This window comes from Serratia sp. AR11, from assembly GCF_056376275.1.
In genome coordinates this window covers 1,372,580-1,393,976 of record NZ_CM150739.1, presented here as the reverse complement: position 1 = coordinate 1,393,976, position 21,397 = coordinate 1,372,580, and the positions used below count along the sequence as shown (strand labels likewise).

The following is a 21,397-nucleotide window of genomic DNA, read 5'->3' as shown; positions in this document are numbered from 1 at the left end:
ACTTTTCCTGCTTTCTTTCCCCTGCCGTCCTGGCGGTATTCTTGCTTGTGTCACGCCGTGTAAACGATTCCATTTTTCGCTCTGGATCACCTTTTTACTCCAAAGGACATGCTATATTTTTGGCCATAGTTATCCATTTACATGAGTCAAAAGGGCGTTAGCGGCAGGTGAAAGCGATTACACACAGCCGCAGCGACCAAGAAAAAGGAACCGTCATGACGGATTTTAATCCCATCGATCATCCCCACCGCCGCTACAACCCGCTGACCGGTCAATGGGTATTGGTATCACCGCATCGCGCCAAACGCCCCTGGCAGGGCCAGCAAGAAGCCGCACAGCTTGAAACACTGCCGCAGCACGATCCGGACTGCTTCCTCTGCCCGGGGAATACCCGCGTCACCGGTGATAAGAACCCGGATTATCAAAACACCTATGTGTTCACCAATGACTTTGCCGCGCTGATGACGGACACCCCGCTAGCGCCGGAGAGTCAGGATCCCTTAATGCGTTGCCAGAGCGCACGCGGCACCAGCCGGGTGATCTGCTTCTCCCCCGATCACAGCAAAACCCTGCCGGAGCTAACGCTGCCGGCCCTGGAAAGCGTGATCGCCGCCTGGCAGGAACAGACCGCCGATCTGGGACGCCGCTATCCGTGGGTGCAGGTATTTGAAAATAAAGGCGCGGCGATGGGCTGCTCCAACCCGCATCCGCATGGCCAGGTTTGGGCCAACAGTTTCCTGCCCAATGAAGCTGAGCATGAAGATCGCCTGCAGCACGAGTATTTCCAGCAGCACCAATCCTCATTGCTGCTGGACTACGTGCAGCGCGAACAGGCTGACGGCAGCCGCACGGTAGTGGAAACCGAACATTGGCTGGCGGTCGTCCCCTACTGGGCTGCCTGGCCGTTTGAGACGCTGTTACTGCCGAAAACCGCAGTGCAACGCATTACCGATCTTGACGCCGCACAGAGCAGCGATTTGGCGCTGGCACTGAAAAAGCTCACCAGCCGTTACGACAACCTTTTCCAATGTTCCTTCCCCTACTCCATGGGCTGGCACGGCGCGCCGTTCAATGATGCGGATAACCGCCACTGGCAGCTGCATGCCCATTTCTATCCGCCACTGCTGCGTTCCGCCACGGTGCGTAAATTTATGGTGGGTTATGAGTTGCTGGCGGAAACCCAGCGTGATTTGACCGCAGAACAGGCCGCAGAACGTCTGCGTGCCGTTAGCGATATTCATTACCGTGAAGCCGGAGCCAAAAAATGAGTTTGAAGAACCTTACCCACGCCCTGTTTACCGAACGTTTTGGCTACGCGCCCACGCTGACTATTCAGGCCCCTGGCCGGGTGAATTTGATCGGCGAACACACCGACTATAACGACGGTTTTGTGCTGCCGTGCGCCATTGACTATCAGACGGTGATCGCCTGCGCCAAACGCGACGACCGTCAGATCCGGGTGATCGCCGCCGATTACGAAGGTCAGCAGGATCAATTCTCTCTCGACAGCCCGATCGTCAGCCATCCGGATCAACGTTGGTCCGATTATGTACGCGGAGTGATCAAGCACCTGCAGCAGCGTAATACCGATTTTGGCGGCGCGGATCTGGTGATTTCCGGTAATGTGCCGCAGGGCGCCGGTCTCAGTTCTTCTGCCTCGCTGGAAGTTGCCGTTGGCCAGGCCATGCAGGCGCTGTATGCCCTGCCGCTGGATGGCGTAGCACTGGCGCTCAATGGTCAGGAAGCGGAAAACCAGTTCGTCGGCTGCAACTGCGGGATTATGGATCAGTTGATTTCCGCACTCGGTGAAAAAGACCATGCGTTGCTGATCGATTGCCGCACATTGGAGACCCGGGCGGTATCAGTCCCGGAAGATATTGCCGTGGTGATCATCAATTCCAATGTGAAGCGCGGGTTGGTGGACAGCGAATACAACACTCGTCGCGAGCAGTGTGAAGAGGCCGCACGCTTCTTCGGCGTCAAGGCGCTGCGCGACGTCAGCCCGGATCTGTTTTTCCCTATCCAGCATGAACTGGATCCGATCGTCGCCAAACGAGCGCGCCACGTGATCAGCGAAAACGATCGAACCCTGGCCGCTGCCGATGCGCTGGCCGCCGGTGATATGAAACTGATGGGCAAATTGATGGCAGAGTCGCACGCCTCAATGCGCGATGACTTTGAAATTACCGTACCGCCGATTGACCGGCTGGTAGAGATCGTTAAATCGGTTATCGGCGATCGCGGCGGTGTGCGCATGACCGGTGGCGGCTTTGGCGGCTGCATTGTGGCCTTGATGCCGCTGGCGCTGGTAGAACCGGTTCGCGCAGCCGTGGCACGCGAATATCCGTTGCAGACCAACGGGCTGAAAGAAACCTTTTACGTCTGCAAAGCGTCAGAGGGGGCCGGTACATGCTAAGCGACAGCCAGACGCTGGCTCCGGACGGCCAGCCTTATCAGTTAACCCAGTTGAAAAACGCCGGCGGGATGACCGTCACGCTGATGGATTGGGGCGCTACCTGGCTTTCCGCCGTACTGCCGCTGAAATCAGGCAAAACGCGTGAACTGCTGCTGGGTTGCCAAACACCGGCGGATTATCTGCAGCAGGCAGCCTATCTGGGGGCTACCGTCGGCCGCTATGCCAACCGCATCGCTAACGCCAGCCTGTTGATTGATGGCAAGCCGCATCCGCTGGTGGCCAATCAGGGGGAACACCAGTTACACGGTGGGCCGGAAGGCTTCAACACCCGTCGCTGGCGGATTGTTCAGCAGGATGAACAGCAGGTGAGTTACGCGCTGCATTCGCCAGACGGCGACCAGGGGTTTCCCGGTAACCTCGACGTGCAGGTCAACTACCGCCTCACCGCCGATAATCGCCTGGAAATCAGCTATCAGGCGCGGACCGACAGCGCCTGCCCGGTCAACCTGACCAATCACGCCTACTTCAACCTGGACGGGGCCGGCACCGATGCCCGTCACCAGCGGCTGCAACTGTTTGCCGACCGCTATCTGCCGGTCGACAGCGAGGGTATCCCCAGCGCCTCCCTTACCCCGGTGGAAGGCAGTGGCATGGACTTCCGTCGCCCGAAAACCCTGCTGCAGGATTTTTTGAGCGATCGCGACCAGCAACGGGTAAAAGGCTACGACCATGCCTATCTGCTGCACCGTACCTGTGGCGCACTGGATTGCCCGGCGGCTCACCTGTGGTCGGCCGATGGCCAGGTGCAAATGAGCGTGTTCACCAGCGCACCGGCGTTGCAACTCTACAGCGGCAATTATCTGGGCGGCACCCCGGCACGTGATGGCGGCAGATATGCCAATTACGCCGGGGTAGCGCTGGAAAGCGAGTTTTTGCCAGACAGCCCTAACCATCCGGAATGGCCACAGCCCGACTGTTGGTTGCAGCCGGGGCAGCAATATCTCAGCGCCACCCATTATCAGTTTTATCCTATTTGACCCGCTACGCCCCTTGCCAAGCGGCAGGGGGCCGTTTGTTATAAATGCTTACCTTTTTACCCCTCCGCGCCGCAGGCCGCTGCCTTTCCTTATTCCAAAGTGCACACTAGAATCAGGCTACGGTGATAAGCACAATACCTTGTGTAAAATCACAAATTTCGGCCACCCCGGCCGGTCAATAGCTGAAGGAACACCTATGCGTCTGATTACTGCACTTCCATTACTGGCGGGTTTACTGCTGAGCACCAACCTGATGGCTGCCGAAACTGCAGCAAAAACCCCGTCACCGGCGCAGGCTGCACAGCAGAAACGCATGACCGATTGTAATCAACAGGCCTCTGGCAAAGCGCTGAAAGGCGCGGACCGCTCCACCTTTATGAGCACCTGCCTGAAATCCGAAGGCACCGCTGCGACCAAAACCTTAACCCCGCAGCAGCAGAAAATGAAAACCTGTAACGCCGACGCCAAGACCAAAAGCCTGACTGGCGACGCACGTAAAACCTTCATGAGCACTTGCCTGAAAAAATCGGTCTGATCCCCTGCTCCTACGGCACGGCTGAATTCCCTTTAGCCGTGCTGCCTTCCCTTTCGGCGCCCGCCTGAACGATTCAGCTTTTCCTCGGCACAGCACTTACTTTGCGGCAAGAAATTGGCTATGGTTAAACACTATCGATTGCCGAGCCACCGGCCGCGGCAATATAATGATTTTCGTTATCATTGAAATGTCAGATTATTAAGGAGTTAAGCTATGGCTGTAACTAAGCTGGTTCTGGTGCGTCACGGCGAAAGCCAGTGGAACAACGAAAACCGCTTCACCGGTTGGTATGATGTTGATTTGTCTGAGAAAGGCCGCACCGAAGCGAAAGCTGCTGGCGAACTGTTGAAAAACGAAGGTTTCGCTTTTGACTTTGCTTACACTTCCGTACTCAAGCGTGCTATCCACACCCTGTGGAACATTCTGGACGAACTGGATCAAGCCTGGCTGCCGACTGAAAAATCCTGGAAACTGAACGAACGTCACTACGGCGCGTTGCAGGGTCTGAACAAGGCTGAAACCGCAGAAAAATACGGTGACGAGCAGGTTAAGCAATGGCGTCGCGGTTTTGCCGTAACCCCACCAGAGCTGACCAAAGATGACGAGCGCTACCCAGGCCACGACCCACGTTACTCTGCGCTGACCGAGCAAGAGCTGCCGCTGACCGAAAGCCTGGCGCTGACCATCGATCGCGTGATCCCTTACTGGGATGAAGAAATCCTGCCACGTATCAAAAGCGGCGAGCGCGTTATCGTTGCTGCTCACGGCAACTCCCTGCGTGCGCTGGTGAAATACCTGGATAACCTGAGCGAAGACGAGATCCTCGAACTGAACATCCCAACCGGCGTGCCGTTGGTGTATGAGTTCGACGAGAACTTCAAGCCAATCAAACGTTACTACCTGGGCAATGCCGACGAGATCGCTGCTAAAGCGGCCGCCGTGGCAAACCAGGGTAAAGCGAAGTAATCTTCACCCGTTGAAGACTAAAAAGCCCCCGGTTTTGGCCGAGGGCTTTTTTTATGGCGCAAAGTGGGGCTTTACTTGTTGCGACGCACTTTCACTGCTTCCGCCAGTTCACGCAGTACAGTTTCGGTGTCTGACCAGCCGATGCAGGCGTCGGTGACGCTCTTGCCGTAAACCAGCGGATCGCCGCTTTCCAGGTTCTGGTTGCCTTCCACCAGATGGCTTTCGATCATCACGCCCATAATCGCCTTTTCACCGCCGGCAATCTGTTGGCAGACGTCTGCGTTCACTTCCAGCTGCTTTTTGAACTGCTTGCTGCTATTGGCGTGGCTAAAATCGATCATCACCTGTGCAGGCAGACCCGCTTTCAGCAGGCCTTCTTTGACTTGTTTCACGTGTGCCGCGCTGTAGTTCGGCTCTTTGCCGCCGCGCAGAATGATGTGACAATCGCCGTTACCGCTGGTGTTAACAATGGCCGAGTGGCCCCATTTGGTTACCGACAGGAAACAGTGCGGCGCGCTGGCGGCGTTGATGGCATCAATCGCCACCTTAATGGTGCCATCGGTGCCGTTTTTGAAGCCAACCGGGCAAGACAGGCCGGAAGACAGTTCGCGGTGCACCTGAGATTCCGTGGTGCGTGCGCCGATCGCGCCCCAGCTCATCAGATCTGCCAGATACTGCGGGGTGATCATGTCGAGGAATTCGCCGGCAGCCGGCAGGCCAGAATCATTGATATCCAGCAGCAGCTTACGCGCCAAACGCAGGCCGTCGTTGATCTGGAAGCTATTATCCATCTGCGGATCGTTGATCAAACCCTTCCAGCCCACGGTAGTACGCGGTTTTTCAAAATAAACGCGCATCACCACTTCCAGCTCACCGCTCAGTTCCTGACGCAGCGCCAGCAGGCGACCGGCGTACTCTTTGGCGGCTTTGGTATCGTGGATCGAGCAAGGGCCGATCACCACCAACAGGCGATCGTCGCTGCCGCGAAGGATCTGATGAATGGCATTGCGTGCCTGTGACACCGTCTCTGCTGCACGTTCAGTGGCCGGAAACTTTTCTAACAGGGCCACCGGTGGCAGGAGTTCCTTAATTTCTTTAATACGTAAATCGTCATTTAGGTAATTCATCACTTTTCCATTCGGTATCGAGAGGCGTTATTTCGCAGAGCGTAGATCTGACCAATTTAGCCTGTGAGGATAACGCTGTAAATCACCTTTGCCGCCTGCAGAATGAACGTCCTGATTAACAGTAGATTGTGCTGTTTCATCAGCAGAGCACAGTGGCTCCTTTTTGGTTATGCTAACGGCCAGGATCCGTTACTCGAGCCAAGCCATGCCCTCATTGTTATTAGTTGATGACCACCCGGTGGTTCATGTCGCACTGGAAGCGGCGCTAATCAAGTCTTCCCGCTCCTATGTTCTACAGGCGGTAGAGGATGACGTACAGGCGCTGGCCCAGTTGGCCGCAGCCGACTTTGCACTGGTGATCCTCGATATCGGCCTGCCGCAGGTAGACGGCCTGCAACTGCTGAAAAAGATTCGCCGCCATTACCCGCAGCAGTCGATCCTGATTTATACCGCCCAGGAAGAAGAGATTTATGCCCGTATGGCCTATGCGGCCGGTGCCAACGGCTTTGTTCACAAGGGCAGCCGACTGGAACAACTGGTGCTGGCGATTGAAACCGTGCTGGGCGGGGAACTGAGCTTTCCCGCCGCCGCGATGGCAGAAGAAACCCAGCCGACAGAAGGCTCGCTACTGACGCCAAAAGAACTGCAGGTTCTCGGGCTGCTCAGTAAAGGGTTGTCCAACCTACAAATTGCCGAGATGCTGAGCATCAGCAACAAAACCGTCAGCACCCACAAGAAGAATATTTTGCGCAAGACTGGCGCCAGTAACCTGCTGGAGCTGGTGGCGGTGTTTAAAGAGCTGACGCCATGATGCGTGGAGTCCTGTTGCTGTTAACCCTGCTGCTGAGCCTCGGCAACGTCACACAGGCAGCGCAGCCGGTGAGTTATCGGTTGGTCAGCAACCTGAATATCCCGCTCGATATGTTGATCGCCAGTGAGAAAAACCCCTGGCGCGATGCCACTTTGCGTGTCGGCATCATCAGTGAAAATACCAGCCCCTATAACATCATTGTGGATGACGATTTGTACGGTTTGAACGCCGACTATCTTGGTTATGTTCAGCAGGTTACCGGCATTCACTTTCAGATTTACGGTTTTGCCGATCTGGCGCAGCTAGAGCAGGCGCTGCATGACGGGACTATCGATCTGGTGTACGGCATTCCGCAAAACGAAGCCCTGCACGGCCTGAAAATTTCGCAGCCTTATTACGTCAGTAATCTGCGTGTGCTGCGGGATCGCAGCAATGACCGCCAGGTGATGCTCAATTCCGCCAACGCGCGGGTGGCTATCAGCACCCTGACCGATATGCAGGCCGGTCAAGCGTTGCAGGCGGTGTCCTCTCACGTGCAGCGTTATGACAATAACCTGCAGGCGGTGTATGCCTTGCTCAACGGCAGCAGCGACTACTTTATTGCCGACGAAGCCAGCGCCAGTTTTATCATTGACCAGTTACAGCTCGGCCAGCTTTATCAGATTGAAAGTACCGTCAACCTCGGGAATCTGTCATTCGTCTTCGCCTCTGCCAACCCGACGCTGATCGACACCCTCAACGTCGCCATCGCCGATACCCCGATGGAGTTTATGAATGCCATACAGCGTCGCTGGAGTAAAAAAATCCCCAGCTATCTCGATACCGGCAACGCCGATCTGACCCAGATGGAAAAACACTGGGTATCGACCCATCCCACCGTTTATTACGCCGCCATCGAGAATAATTTTCCGTTCGCCTACCGGGGTTCCGGCGGGCAGGCGCGTGGATACGCAATCGACATTCTGAATATCATCGCGCAGAACACCGGACTGCGCTTTATGCCGCTCTGGGCGCGCAACCCCGAGCAGGCCGACCAATTGGTACAATCCGGTCAGGCCAGCTTCCGCACCGCACTGCCGTTGTCACGGGGCGTAAAAGCCCGCTACAGCGCCAGCATGCCGATCCACCGTTCACTGTGGGGAGTTTATGTCGGTCAGCACGATAACGGCATTTCCACCTGGAGCGATCTGACCGGTAAACGCATCGGCGTGCTGCAGGGGGATTTGGCGCAGGCGCTGGTGCCCGCCAGCGAAGAGTTGATCCATTTTGCCGACAGCAAGGCCATGTATGACGCCCTGGCCAACGGCCAGCTGGATGCGCTGGTGGATAATGTGATCTCGGCAAACTTTGTCGCCCTGTCACGTTATTCCGGTGCGATAAAACTGGCGTTCGCGGCCAATAACATCGCCTACCCGGTGGCATTCGGCGTGCGGCAGGATCAGCCACTGCTGCTGGCTATCCTCGATAAAAATCTGATGCAGATCCCGTCCGAAACGCTGCAATCGCTGCGCGATGAATGGATTGTCGATCGCAGCAACCTGATTGATGCCGTAAATGAAAACCGCATGCAGCCGCAAACCACCTGGCTGCTGGCGCTGTTGGCGGCAGCGATCCTGCTGCTGGTGGGGCTGACCCTGCGGCGCTTCATCCTGCAGCGTAGGGAAAAACGTGAGCGTGAGGTCATCGAGCTGGCTCGTCAGCATGCCGAAGCCGAGAACCGCATGAAGAGCAAGTTCCTGGCCACCGTCAGCCATGAACTGCGTACGCCAATGCACGCCATTCTTGGCCTGCTGGAACTGGAGCTTAAACGTCAGCCGACGCCGGAGGGCTTACCGGTGATTTACAGTTCGGCGTCGTCTTTGCTTAACCTGCTCAATGACCTGCAAGATCACGCGCGGCTGGAAACCGGTTCGTTGACGCTGGTCGCCCGGAGCGTGGCGCTGCAACCCTGGATAGCCCACATCAACGCCCTGTATCAACCGCTGATCGGCGAACGCCCGGTGACGCTAAACGTCAGTGCGGCCGACAACCTGCCCGCCGCTGTTCTCATTGATGGTGAGCGTTTACTTCAGGTGGCTAACAATCTGATAAACAATGCAATTAAGTTCACGCCACACGGCACCATTCAGGTGAATATCGGTTGGCATGAGCAGGTTCCACCGCAGGGGGAACTGTGGCTGACGGTGGCCGACAGCGGCTGTGGTATCGCCGCCGATGAGATAGATAAACTGTTCCAACCGTTCTATCGCGCACGCGGTGCACAGCGCGTATCCGTTCAGGGGACCGGGTTGGGGCTGTCTATCTGTAAAGAGATTATCGAACAAATGGGTGGTCGAATTGCGTTGCAATCGCAACCCGGCCTCGGCACTCAGGTGACACTGTCCGTGCCGGTAAGCCAGGTCGCTGTCGATCCCACGACTCAGCAGGCCGACACACCACTCATTCTGCCGCCGCCAACCCTGCGCGTAGCCCTGATCGACGATCACCCCACCAACCTGCTGTTGATGGAGCGGCAACTGCGCCACTTCGGCCTGCAGCCGACGTTATTCGAGCAAGGCCATAAGCTGTTGAAGGCCCACCGTCGGCAGCCGTTCGACCTGCTGTTTATCGATTACAATATGCCGCGTCCGGACGGCCTGACGCTGGCGAGGCTGATACGCCGCGACGAGCAACGCCATCAGCGCCCGGCCTGCCAGATCATTCTCTGCTCGGCCGACGTGCAGGAATTTACCCGCATCCCGCCGGGCCTGGTGGCGATAGATCGCTTTTTAACCAAGCCAATTGCTCTGGCCGCAATAGCCCAGACGCTACCGCAGCAACCCCAGGCGCTGGAGCGGCAGTTAGTCCTTACTGACCTGCAGCAAACCCTGGTTGATATGGCCGGTAATGAGCGACCGATGATCCTGCGTTTGGCAACAACGCTGCAGACGACGCTGCGGCAGGACCGGCAACGGCTTGAGCAGGCGGCACAGAATCAGGACTGGCCAACCCTGGCGCAAACCGCGCATCGCATCAAGGGCAGCCTGCTGATGCTGCAACTGCCTGCAGCGGCCAGCCTGTGCCAACAACTGGCGGACAGCGGTCGTGAAGGAACATTCATTCAGGCCGCCTATACTGAATTGAGTACGTTAGTGGAACAGATCCTGATAGAACTGGATAATCTGGTCAGCACTGACGAGTCGTATTTTGCTATGGATAAGGAAGAATAATGTCGGACGCCCCACACGTACACCAGCCAAAAGACAGTAATAGTAAACGCCTACTGACCGCTTTTTTAGTCACCGCGGTCTTTATGGTCGCCGAAGTGGCCGGCGGGTTAATTTCAGGTTCACTGGCGCTGCTGGCGGATGCCGGCCATATGCTCACCGACGCCGCCGCGCTGCTGGTGGCCTTGATGGCCGTCCACTTCTCACAGCGTAAGCCCAATGCGCGCCACACCTTCGGTTATCTGCGTCTGACCACCCTGGCGGCCTTCCTCAACGCCGCCGCGCTGTTGGTGATCGTGGTATTCATCCTGTGGGAGGCGATACGGCGTTTCTTCGAGCCACAGCCGGTGATGGGTACGCCAATGCTGATTATCGCCATAGCGGGGCTGCTGGCCAACCTGTTCGCCTTCTGGCTACTGCACCGGGGCAGCGAAGAGAAAAATATCAATGTGCGCGCTGCCGCATTGCATGTGCTGGGTGATTTACTGGGGTCGGTGGGCGCCATCGCCGCCGCCATTGTGATCCTGACCACTGGCTGGACGCCGATTGACCCGATATTGTCAGTGCTGGTGTCTTGTCTGGTGATTCGCAGCGCCTGGCGACTGCTGAAAGAGAGTTTCCACGAACTACTGGAAGGCACGCCGCAGGAGGTGGACATCAACAAGTTGCAAAAGGACCTGTGCCTGAATATTCCGGAAGTACGCAATATTCATCACGTCCATGTGTGGCAGATTGGTGAACAAAAGTTGATGACGCTGCATGCGCAGGTGATACCGCCGCACGACCATGATGGTTTGCTGCGCCGTATTCAGGCCTATCTGCTGGAGCACTATCGGATTGGTCACGTAACCATTCAGATGGAATATCAGCACTGTGATACACCCGACTGTGGGATTAACCGGGCCCCCGAGCCGAGTGACCACTCACATTCACATGTGGGACATCATCACTAGAATCCACTGGGGCGCCTTATTCGGCGCCCCAGCGTTATTATGGTGCAGAAGATAATGGCCGCGATTGATTGTTGCCGGCGCTTTTGATCCACAGCCAGGAGCCGTTCAGCGCAATCAACGTCAGGATCACGTATTCCAGCGCCATGGCATAGACGCCCTGGTAGGCGAATATCGCCACGCTGATCACGTCAATCACTATCCACAACAGCCAGTTTTCCACGTACTTGCGCGTCATCAGGATCATCGCCACGATCGACAACACCATCATGGTCGAATCCCAGAATGGGAAGGCATCCGGCTGCAGTTGCGGCATTTGCACGCTCAAACCAAGCCCCTGCATCACCGTCACCGCTGCCTGCGTCAACCAGGCAAACACGCGGTCAATATTGAACGTCATCAAGGCTATGCCGATAACGCACACCGCCGCCCAGCTCAGCGCCTTCGGCAGTGACAGCCAACGTATCTTCAGCTCGGCCTGGTTATCCTGAGTCTGACGGCTCCAGGCGTACCAGCCGTAGATATTGGCGACAAAAAAGAACAGCTGCAGCAGCAGGCTGGCGTAAAGCTGGATTTGAAAGAAAATCACCGCAAACAGCGTGACGTTAATCAGGCCGAACAGGTAATTGATAATTTTCTCTTTGCTGGCATACCAAATGCACAGCAGGCCAAACAGGGTGCCGATAGCCTCAATCCATGACAGATCGTAGCCCCCCGCTCCCAGCGGGATATGCACCAGGATATTGCTGGTACTGAAAAAACTCATTTTATCTTCCTTATTAAATGGTTAAGCGTTCCCTTTAACCTGCACCCTTAACTCAGCGGCGAAATCCAACATCCGGTTCAACGGGATCAGCGCCTTCTGACGCAACGCGGCATCGACATGGATCTCATGCAGTACACCGCCGTGCTCCAGCCCATCGGCGATAGCCTTCAGGCCATTCATCGCCATCCACGGGCAGTGTGCGCAGCTACGACAGGTGGCACCTTCCCCGGCGGTTGGCGCTTCGAACAACTCTTTGTCCGGGCAGGCCTGTTGCATCTTATAAAAAATACCGCGATCGGTGGCAACAATCAGCTGCGAATTAGGCAGAGTTTTCGCCGCCTGAATCAATTGGCTGGTTGAGCCTACCGCATCGGCCAGGCTGACCACCGCCTGTGGTGACTCCGGATGCACCAGTATCGCCGCGTTCGGGTACAAGGCCTTCATCCGCATCAGGGCCTGGGTTTTAAACTCGTCATGGACGATACAGGCACCCTGCCAGCACAGCATATCTGCACCGGTTTGCTTTTGCACATAGCTCCCCAGGTGGCGATCCGGCGCCCAGATGATTTTCTCACCCAGGCTGTCGAGATGTTCAATCAGTTCAACGGCGATACTGGAGGTGACCACCCAGTCCGCCCGCGCTTTTACCGCCGCTGAGGTATTAGCGTAGACCACCACGGTTCTGTCCGGGTGGCTGTCGCAAAAGGCATTGAATTCTTCTTCCGGGCAACCGAGATCCAGCGAGCACTCGGCGTTCAATGTCGGCATCAGCACCCGTTTTTCGGGGCTGAGGATCTTGGCGGTTTCCCCCATAAAACGCACCCCGGCAACCAGCAGGGTCGAAGCCGGATGATTGCTGCCAAAGCGCGCCATCTCCAGCGAGTCCGCCACGCAGCCACCGGTTTCTTCCGCCAGCGCCTGGATCTCCGGATCGGTATAGTAATGGGCTACCATCACCGCATTACGCTGCTTGAGCAGGATTTTAATCTTCTCGCGGTAAAACGCCTTCTGCGCGTCGTCCAGCGGTACCGGCTTGGGCGGGAACGGGTACACCGCCGCATTAACATCAAACATTTCACTCATCGCTGCAATCTCTGTGCTAGGCTGGGTGTCTGCTGCCCGGGTATCACCCCATCGCAACCCCCTTCGTTTTATATACTAAACAAAATACCTTTATTTGTGCGAAAAGTCCGCTGATATTTTATATTTGCGCGGAAGATGTTTAATTCATTAAAAATTTAAAAGGATAAAATGCAAAGAAAGAGAGGGTTCAAGGTGCAACCAGGTACTAAAAGAGATAAACGGATAAAACGGATTGAAGATGCTGGGGGGCAAACCGGGGATACCGTGCGGGATTGATTCGGCCTTTGGCCTCACCCTACGGGCAACGCTATGCGTTGTCGTATCGCTGCGCGATGCTCGAACCTGAACGCAGCTTCTCACCCACACGGTTCGTGCGTTATGCCAATCAAGAGTTTATAAATTACGGAAGTGTATTTCTTTAAGAATGGTGGGCCGTGCGGGATTCGAACCTGCGACCAATTGATTAAAAGTCAACTGCTCTACCAACTGAGCTAACGGCCCACTGAGGGGATACTGCTGAACCGCGTAAGCAGGAGAGGAACTCGCTGCAATAATGGTGGGCCGTGCGGGATTCGAACCTGCGACCAATTGATTAAAAGTCAACTGCTCTACCAACTGAGCTAACGGCCCACTGACGTGGTTTACTGCTGAACAACCAATACAAAACCGAAGCTCGTATTGCGGAAAAACCATTCTGAAATGGTGGGCCGTGCGGGATTCGAACCTGCGACCAATTGATTAAAAGTCAACTGCTCTACCAACTGAGCTAACGGCCCACAGCAGTGGTGGGTGATGACGGGCTCGAACCGCCGACCCCCTCCGTGTAAAGGAGATGCTCTACCAACTGAGCTAATCACCCACTAGTGTGGTTACTGCTACTACTTCAGAAATTGGTGGGTCGTGCGGGATTCGAACCTGCGACCAATTGATTAAAAGTCAACTGCTCTACCAACTGAGCTAACGACCCAATTTCCTTGCTGCTTTAACATCTTGCAAGATGTCTTGGCAACGGCGGCATATATTACTAATTTATCTTGGCAGCGCAACCTAAATTTATAAACAACAGGTTCAACTGCTTGTTCTTCACACGAATGAGCCCAGAAATCGGTCAAATCGACTAACTTCTGGGCTCATTTTTTTACTGACTAACCTGCTACTCGACTTTTCGCCTGTTTGGCCGCAGCACTGGTTGGGTATTGTTTAATCACCTGCTGGAACACGGCTTTGGCTTTATCGGCCTGCCCTTTTTCCTGCATGATGATACCTACCTTGTACATTGCGTCCGGTGCCTTAGGTGATTTTGCGTAATTCTTCACCACCACCGCATAATAGTAAGCCGCATCATCTTTCTTACCCTTGTTGTAGAACAACTGGCCGAGCCAATAGTTGGCGTTGGGCTGGTAAGTTGATTTTGGGTACTGTTTTACGAAGGACTGAAAAGCGGAAATAGCCTGGTCATACTGTTTTTTTTCCAGCGCCAATGAAACAGCGGCGTTGTAGTCGCTGTTTTCATCACCCGTACTGGCCGGCGCTGCGGCTGTAGCGCCCGCAGAGGCGCTCTCAGCGCCGTCAGTGGACGCAGCCGCTGCTGCCCCACCTGCGGCACCCGCTGCAGCAGCGGAGCTCTGAGCGCCGCCCTGGCTGATGCTATCCATCTGTTGATAGATCTGCTTTTGGCGTTCAACAACCTGATTCAGTTGATATTGGTTTTCCTGGATTTGCCCGCGGAGAGAGTCAATATCGCGCTGGTTGTCAGAGAGTTGTTGCTGGAGTTGGTTTAAAAGCTGGCCCTGAGCATTGCTGATGCGCTCAAGTGAGGTGACACGGTCTTCGACCGAGCCGGAGCCGACATTACTGATTGGCGCTTGGGCAGTAGCGGCCCATGGGACCGCTACGCCAACCAGTAACGACAGACTCAACAAGTGACGTCTGAAGTTACTGTTCATGCGATTCTCTTAGTAAACCAGAACTGCACGACGGTTTTTAGCATAAGCCGCTTCGTCGTGGCCCAGTACTGCTGGTTTTTCTTTACCGTAAGAAACGATAGAGATCTGGTCAGCAGAAACGCCTTTACCTTGCAGGTACATTTTGACTGAGTTAGAACGACGCTCACCCAGGGCAATGTTGTATTCCGGCGTACCGCGTTCATCCGCGTGGCCTTCAACGGTCACTTTGTAAGACGGGTTGTTACGCAGGAATGCAGCGTGCGCGTCCAGCATCTGAGCGAACTCAGAGCTCACGTCATACTTGTCCAGGCCGAAGTAAACAATGTTGTTCTTCTGCAGTTCTTGCATCTGCAGACGAGCTTGTTCTTCAGAAGACAGGTTGCTGCTGCCATTTTCTGTACCAGTGCCAGCGCCAGCGCCCATACCAGATTGGTCGTTGTTTGCGCTTTTGTTAGAACTACAAGCCGCTACAGCCAGAACTGGCAGTGCCAGCAGAAGCCCTTTCAGCACTTTGTTCAGTTGCATTTCTTTAATCCTTTTATAGTTTGCCATACATATTTACACATGCATCACAGATACGGCGACCAGGCAGGGAATTTGACCTGTCCATCAGTTGCCGGAAGACGCGCTTTAAAACGCCCATCAGTCGATACCAGTTGCAGCACGGAGCCCATACCTTGCGTGGAGCTATAGATCACCATGGTGCCATTTGGCGCAATACTAGGCGTTTCGTCCAGGAAGGTGCCGGTCAAAACTTGAACTGCACCCGATCCGAGATCTTGTTTGGCGATATGCTGAGCACCACTGTTAGAGCTCACCATCACCAGGAATTTACCATCAGAGCTGACTTCAGAATCCTGATTCTGAGAGCCTTCCCATGTCAGACGCTGTGACGCACCGCCACTGGCACTGACTTTATAAATCTGTGGTCTGCCGCCCTGATCGGAGGTATAGGCCAGAGACTGCCCATCCGGGAACCAGGTCGGTTCGGTATTGTTGCTGCGCCCGTCGGTGATTTGGGTGATCTGGCCAGAGCCAAGATTCATCACGTACAGGTTCAGGCTACCGCTTTTAGACAGCGCAAACGCCAGGCGGCTGCCGTCCGGTGAGAACGCCGGCGCCCCGTTGTGACGCGGGAACGAAGCGATCTGACGGATAGCACCGTTAGCCAGGGTCTGCACAACCAGCGCAGAACGGCCGCTTTCAAAGGTTACGTACGCCAGTTTGCTGCCGTCCGGCGACCAGGCCGGGGACATCAGAGGTTCTGGTGAACGATGTACCGTAAACTGGTTGTAGCCGTCGTAATCCGCCACGCGCAGCTCATACGGGAATTTCCCGCCGTTGGTCTGCACTACGTATGCGATACGGGTACGGAATGCGCCCTTGATACCGGTCAGCTTCTCAAACACTTCGTCACTGGCAGTGTGAGCAGAATAACGCAACCATTGTTTGGTCACTTTATACTGGTTCTGCGCCAGAACGGTGCCTGGTGAGCCCGAAGTGTCCACCAGTTGATAAGAGATCAGGTAGCCGCCGTCTGCACCAGGTTGCACCTGGCCGACCACGACCGCGTCAATGCCCAATGCAGTCCAGGCCGCCGGCGTCACTTCAGACGCGGTGGTAGGTTGCTGAGGCATACGCGCCACGTCAATTGGGTTGAATTTGCCGCTGTTGCGCAGGTCTGCGCCGACAATTTTGCCAATATCTTCCGGAGGCGTGCCTGGGCCCGCCCATTTAAACGGCACCACGCCAATCGGACGAGCGGAGTCGACCCCTTGGGTGATTTCAATGCGAACTTCCGCGTGAAGAACGGATGCCCACAGTATTAAAAAACCTAGCGCTACTCGAAATGCCTGCTTCATCTCATCTCCCTTATCCAGGCGGAATGCCTGCGATAAATTAGCAGAATTTTAACAAACCAACTCAAACAAAACTACATAATCCCTGTTGGTTACCTTAGTACATCCCTGTCACGACTCAGTAAGAACAACACTTATTGAGGTTTGAATTCAAGTATAGAACTCTTAAATTGCTGATAAACGGCATCACTCGGCGGTTTAGGAATATTTGCCGATTTTGCCGCAGCAACCGCTGCCTGACATAATGCAGGATCACCGCCTGCTGCCTGAACACTGATCAATAAGCCATCGGGAGCCAGACGGATGCGCAGATCGCAGGTTTTTCCACTGTAATCCGAGGCACCGTAAAACTTGCTCTGGATAGCAGCCTGTATCTGGCTTTTGTAGCCGTTGATATCAGCACCACTGGCACCCGCAGTCTTGGCATTGCCCTGACCGGCCGGTTTACCGTCACCCTTCTGCTTGCCGCCGCCTTTCGGCGCGTTTTTACCGTCCGCCAGGCCACCAAACAGTTCGTCAACCTCTGAAGACTGATTCGCAGCTGCAGCGGCCGCTTTCTTCTTGGCATCTGCGGCTTTCTTGGCTGCGGCCTTCTCAGCAGCAGCGGCTTTTTTCTCTGCCTCTGCGGCCGCTTTCTTCTCGGCATCAGCAGCCGCTTTTTTCTCAGCCTTCTCAGCTTCTGCGGCAGCCTTCTTCTCGGCGTCGGCAGCGGCTTTTTTCTCTGCAGCTTCAGCGGCAGCGGCTTTCTTCGCTTCTTCCGCCTGTTTCTTGGCGGTAGCCGCGGCGGCAGCTTCTTTCTTGGCTTCAGACTCGGCTTTCTTCTGCGCGTCTGCCTGTGCTTTAGCGACCTTATCCGCTTCGGCCTTGGCCTTGGCGGCAGCGGCTTCCGCTACTTTCTGTTGTTCTTTGGCTTTCGCCGCGGCGTTCTCGGCCACTTTTTGCTGTTCAGCTGCCTGCTTTTGTTGCTCCGCCGCTTGCTTTTGCTGCTCTGCGGCCTGCTTTTGCTGTTCAGCCTGTTCTTTCGCGTCCTGGGCCGCTTTTTCCTGCGCGCTCAAACGCTCTTTCTCCAGCTCTTTCAGGCGCTGTTGTTCCGCCGCCTGCTTCTGCTGAAGTTCTTCGGCCTGTTGCTCCGCTTTTTTCTGGCGCTGCTTTTCAGCACGCTGCGCGTCGTTACTCTGCTGTTGCTGGCGGTTGTACTGCTCCACCACTGCCCCGGGATCGACCATCACTGCACCGACGACCGAACCGTCGCCGCCACCGCCGGCACTCATTTCGACGTTTTCTTGCAGCGAGCCCCAAATCAGCAGGGCAATCAATACAAAGTGCAGAACGACCGAAACAATAACGGCGCGGTTCAGCTTATCGTTTTGCTCAGTTGCCTTTACCAAAATAGATTCCCAAAAACTGGTGTTGCTTATACGGGGTTCCTGCACCGCAGCGCAGGAACCGGGTTGCCACTGACCTTAGGGTCAAATTGGCTGGGTCATCAGCCCCACAGAAGTGACGCCCGCCTGATGGAGAATATTCAATGCCTTGATAATCTCATCGTACGGAACTTCCTTCGCCCCACCGATCAAAAAGACCGTCTTGGGGTTGGCCGCCAAACGCGACTTGGCTTCGGCTGCAACCTGCTCCGGCGGCAACAGTTCCATGCGGTCGTGATCCACCACCATGGTGTATTGGCCCACGCCGGAAACCTCGAGGATCACCGGTGGATTATCACTGCTGGAAACCGCTTTGGAATCGGTGGCGTCCGGCAGATCAACCTCAACGCTCTGGGTGATGATCGGTGCGGTTGCCATAAAGATCAGCAACAGCACCAGCAACACGTCGAGCAACGGAACGATGTTAATTTCGGACTTCAGCTCGCGCCGATTACGTCCACGAACTCTCGCCATGCTACCTCCTACTTATTTGCTGTCGCTGGAGAAGGCCTGACGATGCAGAATAGCGGTGAACTCTTCCATAAAGTTGTCGTAATTCTGCTCAAGCTTGTTGACGCGCTGGTTGAGGCGGTTATAGGCCATAACGGCCGGGATAGCGGCGAACAGACCGATGGCGGTTGCGATCAGTGCTTCGGCGATACCCGGTGCTACCATTTGCAGCGTGGCCTGTTTCACCGCACCCAGTGCGATAAAGGCGTGCATAATCCCCCACACGGTGCCGAACAGGCCGATATACGGACTGATCGAACCCACGGTGCCGAGGAAAGGAATGTGGTTTTCCAGCGTTTCCAGTTCGCGGTTCATCGAGATACGCATGGCACGTGACGCACCTTCGATCACCGATTCCGGCGCATGGTTATTAGCGCGGTGCAAACGAGCGAACTCTTTGAAACCAGAGTGGAAAATTTGCTCTGAGCCGGTCAGGCTATCGCGACGCGCCTGGCTTTCCTGATACAAACGGGAAAGCTCAATACCGGACCAGAATTTGTCTTCAAAGGCTTCGGCGTCACGCGTGGCCGCATTAAGGATGCGGGTACGCTGGATGATGATCGCCCAGGAGGCCACTGAGAAGCATATCAAAATCAACATGATAAGCTTAACCAGCAGGCTGGCCTTCAAGAATAAATCTAGGATGTTCATCTCATTCACTGCTTAAACTCCGCGACAATAGACTTAGGAAGCGCTATCGGCTTCATTTGGTGTGGATCAATACATGCAATCAACACGTCGGCCTGACTCAAAAGAGTTCCGTCAGAATTGACAATGCGTTGAGCAAACGTAAGAGAAGCCCCGCGCATTGAGGTGATTTCACTCTGGACTTCCAACTGGTCGTCAAGACGAGCAGGAAGCAGATAATCAACCGTCATGCGCCGGACAGCGAAGGCGACATTTTCACTGAGCAGCTGCTGTTGATGAAAGTTATGATGACGCAGCATCTCGGTGCGCGCTCTTTCAAAAAAAGCCACATAGCGGGCGTGATAGACCACACCACTGGCATCGGTATCTTCGTAGTAAACGCGAACCGGCCATCGAAACAACGTATTACTCACTCTACTTCCCAGCAATGCAATTTAACGGTGCTACTATACGCAAGACGGATCGGGTTGGGAATGGGTTACAAGATGGGAACGAAAATAATTATGGGCCGCGATGGCCCATAACTTGGGGGTATAGCGGAGATTATAAAGAAACGTAAAGTAATCCTGCGGCCAGGATCACAATTGCCGGAAGTGGCGCAAAAAAAGCTCGCCACAGGGTGCGTTGCGGTCGGAACCCGACCCCATGAACCACCCCGGCACAGACTGCCCAAATAAGCAGCAGCCCTTCCCAAATCTCCAGCGAGCTGGTCTTCGCCGCAAAGCGGGTCGGATCCCAGAAAATACAGCCCGCCAAAATCAACGCCAGCACCAGTGAAAGGGCCCGGACCGGGCCCTTGTCGGTGATAGCGTACAGCTTGTCAGTCAGTGACAAACTCATCACTTATCGTCTTGCTGTGCTTTTGAATCTTCGTGGTGCTCAAGCGCCAGCGCCGTGATGATGCCGAAGGCACAGGCAAGAAGCGTTCCGAGAATCCAGGCAAAATACCACATGGTTTAGCTCCCTATCCTTAATACAGCGAATGCTTGTTGTTCTCGATGAAGTTCTTGTCGAGACGGCCGAACATTTTGTAGTACGACCAGCTGGTGTACGCCAGAACGATAGGCACGAAGATCGCCGCGACAACGGTCATCACTTGCAGCGTCAACAGGCTGGAGGTGGCGTCCCACATGGTCAGGCTGATGTTAGGCACGGTGCTTGACGGCATCACGAACGGGAACATCGTCACCCCGGCGGTCAGGATCACACAGGCAATGGTCAGCGACGAGGTCACGAACGCCAGCGCGTCTTTCGACAAGCGCGAGAACAGCACCGTGAACAGCGGCAGCACCACGCCCAGTGCAGGCAGTGCCCACAGCAGCGGATACTTGTTGAAGTTGATCAACCAGGCACCGGCCTGATGAGCCACTTCTTTACGCATCGGGTTAGACTCCGCCATGGTGTTCAGCGTCGAGGTAATCACATAACCGTCGATGCCTTTGACCAGCCAGATACCGCCCAACAGGAAGAACACCGCCATCACCAGCGTGGAGATCTGCGCCGCAGCGCGAGCACGCAGGTGAATTTCACCGCTGGTACGCATCTGCAGGTAAGTTGCCCCCTGGGTCACCAGCATGGTCAAACTGACCACGCCCGCCAACAGACCAAACGGATTGAGCAGTTGGAAGAAGTTGCCGGTGTAGAACAGGCGCATGTATTCATCCATGTGGAACGGCACGCCCTGCAACAGGTTGCCGAACGCCACGCCGAATACCACCGCAGGCACGAAGCTGCCGATAAAGATGCCCCAGTCCCACATGTTGCGCCAGCGGCTGCTCTCCAGCTTCGAGCGGTAGTCAAAACCGACCGGGCGGAAGAACAAGGCTGACAGCACCAGGATCATGGCAACATAGAAACCGGAGAACGCCGCCGCATAGACCATCGGCCAGGCGGCGAACAGTGCGCCACCGGCAGTGATCAGCCACACCTGGTTACCGTCCCAGTGTGGTGCGATGGAGTTGATCATCACCCGGCGCTCGGTATCGGTTTTACCGATAATGCGCACCAGGATGCCGACCCCCATGTCGAAACCGTCGGTGACGGCGAAACCGATCAGCAGTACGCCAATCAGGACCCACCAGATAAATCGCAGTACTTCATAATCAAACATACG

The 21,397-nt window shown here is 55.4% G+C and carries 21 protein-coding genes, 5 tRNA genes and 1 other RNA gene; 8 read left to right on the top strand and 19 right to left on the bottom strand.

Annotated features, from left to right (window positions below; genetic code table 11):
• Positions 1-215: 215 nt before the first annotated feature.
• From galT to gpmA, 5 genes are all read left to right on the top strand, one after another.
• On the top strand, positions 216-1,268 hold the full coding sequence (gene galT, locus ACSOSI_RS06635) for a galactose-1-phosphate uridylyltransferase (protein WP_476706725.1): 1,053 nt from the start codon (positions 216-218) through the stop codon (positions 1,266-1,268).
• Positions 1,265-2,416 (top strand): galactokinase, encoded by a 1,152-nt coding sequence (gene galK / locus ACSOSI_RS06630; RefSeq protein WP_476706724.1) that lies wholly within the window; start codon positions 1,265-1,267, stop codon positions 2,414-2,416. The genes galT and galK overlap by 4 nt, the downstream gene beginning before the upstream one ends.
• Positions 2,410-3,453 (top strand): galactose-1-epimerase, encoded by a 1,044-nt coding sequence (galM, locus tag ACSOSI_RS06625; RefSeq protein ID WP_476706723.1) that lies wholly within the window; start codon positions 2,410-2,412, stop codon positions 3,451-3,453. Before galK ends, galM begins: the two co-directional genes overlap by 7 nt.
• Before the next feature lie 196 nt (positions 3,454-3,649).
• A complete protein-coding gene (locus ACSOSI_RS06620) occupies positions 3,650-3,988 on the top strand; it encodes a PsiF family protein (protein WP_218215613.1) in 339 nt (112 codons plus the stop codon).
• Positions 3,989-4,201: 213 nt separating this feature from the next.
• Entirely contained in the window at positions 4,202-4,954 is a 753-nt protein-coding gene (gene gpmA, locus ACSOSI_RS06615; protein ID WP_012005722.1) for a 2,3-diphosphoglycerate-dependent phosphoglycerate mutase, read from the top strand.
• A gap of 71 nt (positions 4,955-5,025) precedes the next feature.
• Here gpmA and aroG read toward each other — a convergent pair whose 3' ends face one another.
• The gene (gene aroG, locus ACSOSI_RS06610) at positions 5,026-6,081 is read right to left on the bottom strand and encodes a 3-deoxy-7-phosphoheptulonate synthase AroG (protein ID WP_476706722.1); all 1,056 of its coding nucleotides are present in this window, start codon (positions 6,079-6,081) and stop codon (positions 5,026-5,028) included.
• Positions 6,082-6,286: 205 nt separating this feature from the next.
• On the opposite strand from aroG, the gene ACSOSI_RS06605 reads away from it, so the two are divergent.
• From ACSOSI_RS06605 to zitB, 3 genes are read left to right on the top strand one after another with little or no spacing between them, the layout of a single operon-like run.
• Positions 6,287-6,892 (top strand): response regulator, encoded by a 606-nt coding sequence (locus ACSOSI_RS06605; protein ID WP_476706721.1) that lies wholly within the window; start codon positions 6,287-6,289, stop codon positions 6,890-6,892.
• Positions 6,889-10,101 carry an ATP-binding protein gene (locus ACSOSI_RS06600; RefSeq protein WP_476706720.1) on the top strand — a complete coding sequence of 1,071 codons (3,213 nt, stop codon included), beginning with the start codon at positions 6,889-6,891 and terminating at the stop codon, positions 10,099-10,101. Before ACSOSI_RS06605 ends, ACSOSI_RS06600 begins: the two co-directional genes overlap by 4 nt.
• Positions 10,101-11,051, top strand: a complete 951-nt coding sequence (gene zitB, locus ACSOSI_RS06595; protein WP_012005718.1) for a CDF family zinc transporter ZitB — start codon at positions 10,101-10,103, stop codon at positions 11,049-11,051. Before ACSOSI_RS06600 ends, zitB begins: the two co-directional genes overlap by 1 nt.
• Before the next feature lie 37 nt (positions 11,052-11,088).
• On the opposite strand, the gene pnuC is transcribed toward zitB, so the two are convergent.
• The 18 genes from pnuC to cydB form a co-directional block, all read right to left on the bottom strand.
• Positions 11,089-11,814, bottom strand: coding sequence for a nicotinamide riboside transporter PnuC (gene pnuC / locus ACSOSI_RS06590; RefSeq protein ID WP_112364343.1), 726 nt, complete (start codon positions 11,812-11,814; stop codon positions 11,089-11,091).
• 21 nt (positions 11,815-11,835) lie between these two features.
• Entirely contained in the window at positions 11,836-12,897 is a 1,062-nt protein-coding gene (gene nadA, locus ACSOSI_RS06585) for a quinolinate synthase NadA (protein WP_012005716.1), read from the bottom strand.
• A 255-nt stretch (positions 12,898-13,152) separates the two neighbouring features.
• A non-coding RNA gene (locus ACSOSI_RS06580) (RtT sRNA) lies at positions 13,153-13,277 on the bottom strand.
• A gap of 45 nt (positions 13,278-13,322) precedes the next feature.
• Positions 13,323-13,398, bottom strand: a tRNA-Lys gene (locus tag ACSOSI_RS06575).
• A 53-nt stretch (positions 13,399-13,451) separates the two neighbouring features.
• A tRNA-Lys gene (locus tag ACSOSI_RS06570) sits at positions 13,452-13,527 on the bottom strand.
• A gap of 70 nt (positions 13,528-13,597) precedes the next feature.
• A tRNA-Lys gene (locus tag ACSOSI_RS06565) sits at positions 13,598-13,673 on the bottom strand.
• Positions 13,674-13,680: 7 nt separating this feature from the next.
• A tRNA-Val gene (locus ACSOSI_RS06560) sits at positions 13,681-13,756 on the bottom strand.
• 32 nt (positions 13,757-13,788) lie between these two features.
• Positions 13,789-13,864 (bottom strand) — tRNA-Lys (locus ACSOSI_RS06555).
• A gap of 178 nt (positions 13,865-14,042) precedes the next feature.
• Positions 14,043-14,843: a cell division protein CpoB gene (cpoB, locus tag ACSOSI_RS06550; RefSeq protein WP_012005715.1), complete on the bottom strand. Its 801-nt coding sequence runs from the start codon at positions 14,841-14,843 to the stop codon at positions 14,043-14,045.
• A 9-nt stretch (positions 14,844-14,852) separates the two neighbouring features.
• A complete protein-coding gene (gene pal / locus ACSOSI_RS06545; protein ID WP_012005714.1) occupies positions 14,853-15,368 on the bottom strand; it encodes a peptidoglycan-associated lipoprotein Pal in 516 nt (171 codons plus the stop codon).
• A gap of 44 nt (positions 15,369-15,412) precedes the next feature.
• The gene (gene tolB, locus ACSOSI_RS06540; RefSeq protein ID WP_012005713.1) at positions 15,413-16,705 is read right to left on the bottom strand and encodes a Tol-Pal system beta propeller repeat protein TolB; all 1,293 of its coding nucleotides are present in this window, start codon (positions 16,703-16,705) and stop codon (positions 15,413-15,415) included.
• Between the two features lie 131 nt (positions 16,706-16,836).
• The gene (tolA, locus tag ACSOSI_RS06535; protein WP_476706719.1) at positions 16,837-18,090 is read right to left on the bottom strand and encodes a cell envelope integrity protein TolA; all 1,254 of its coding nucleotides are present in this window, start codon (positions 18,088-18,090) and stop codon (positions 16,837-16,839) included.
• A gap of 81 nt (positions 18,091-18,171) precedes the next feature.
• Positions 18,172-18,600, bottom strand: a complete 429-nt coding sequence (gene tolR / locus ACSOSI_RS06530) for a colicin uptake protein TolR (RefSeq protein WP_012005711.1) — start codon at positions 18,598-18,600, stop codon at positions 18,172-18,174.
• A gap of 12 nt (positions 18,601-18,612) precedes the next feature.
• Positions 18,613-19,296 carry a Tol-Pal system protein TolQ gene (gene tolQ / locus ACSOSI_RS06525; RefSeq protein ID WP_006324117.1) on the bottom strand — a complete coding sequence of 228 codons (684 nt, stop codon included), beginning with the start codon at positions 19,294-19,296 and terminating at the stop codon, positions 18,613-18,615.
• Positions 19,293-19,697, bottom strand: a complete 405-nt coding sequence (gene ybgC / locus ACSOSI_RS06520; protein ID WP_012005710.1) for a tol-pal system-associated acyl-CoA thioesterase — start codon at positions 19,695-19,697, stop codon at positions 19,293-19,295. Before ybgC ends, tolQ begins: the two co-directional genes overlap by 4 nt.
• A 130-nt stretch (positions 19,698-19,827) precedes the next feature.
• Complete coding sequence (gene ybgE / locus ACSOSI_RS06515; RefSeq protein WP_012005709.1) at positions 19,828-20,124, bottom strand: cyd operon protein YbgE; 297 nt, start codon at positions 20,122-20,124, stop codon at positions 19,828-19,830.
• Positions 20,124-20,237, bottom strand: coding sequence for a cytochrome bd-I oxidase subunit CydX (gene cydX / locus ACSOSI_RS06510; protein WP_012005708.1), 114 nt, complete (start codon positions 20,235-20,237; stop codon positions 20,124-20,126). The genes ybgE and cydX overlap by 1 nt, the downstream gene beginning before the upstream one ends.
• 17 nt (positions 20,238-20,254) lie before the next feature.
• Entirely contained in the window at positions 20,255-21,394 is a 1,140-nt protein-coding gene (gene cydB / locus ACSOSI_RS06505) for a cytochrome d ubiquinol oxidase subunit II (protein ID WP_012005707.1), read from the bottom strand.
• Positions 21,395-21,397 lie beyond the last annotated feature (3 nt).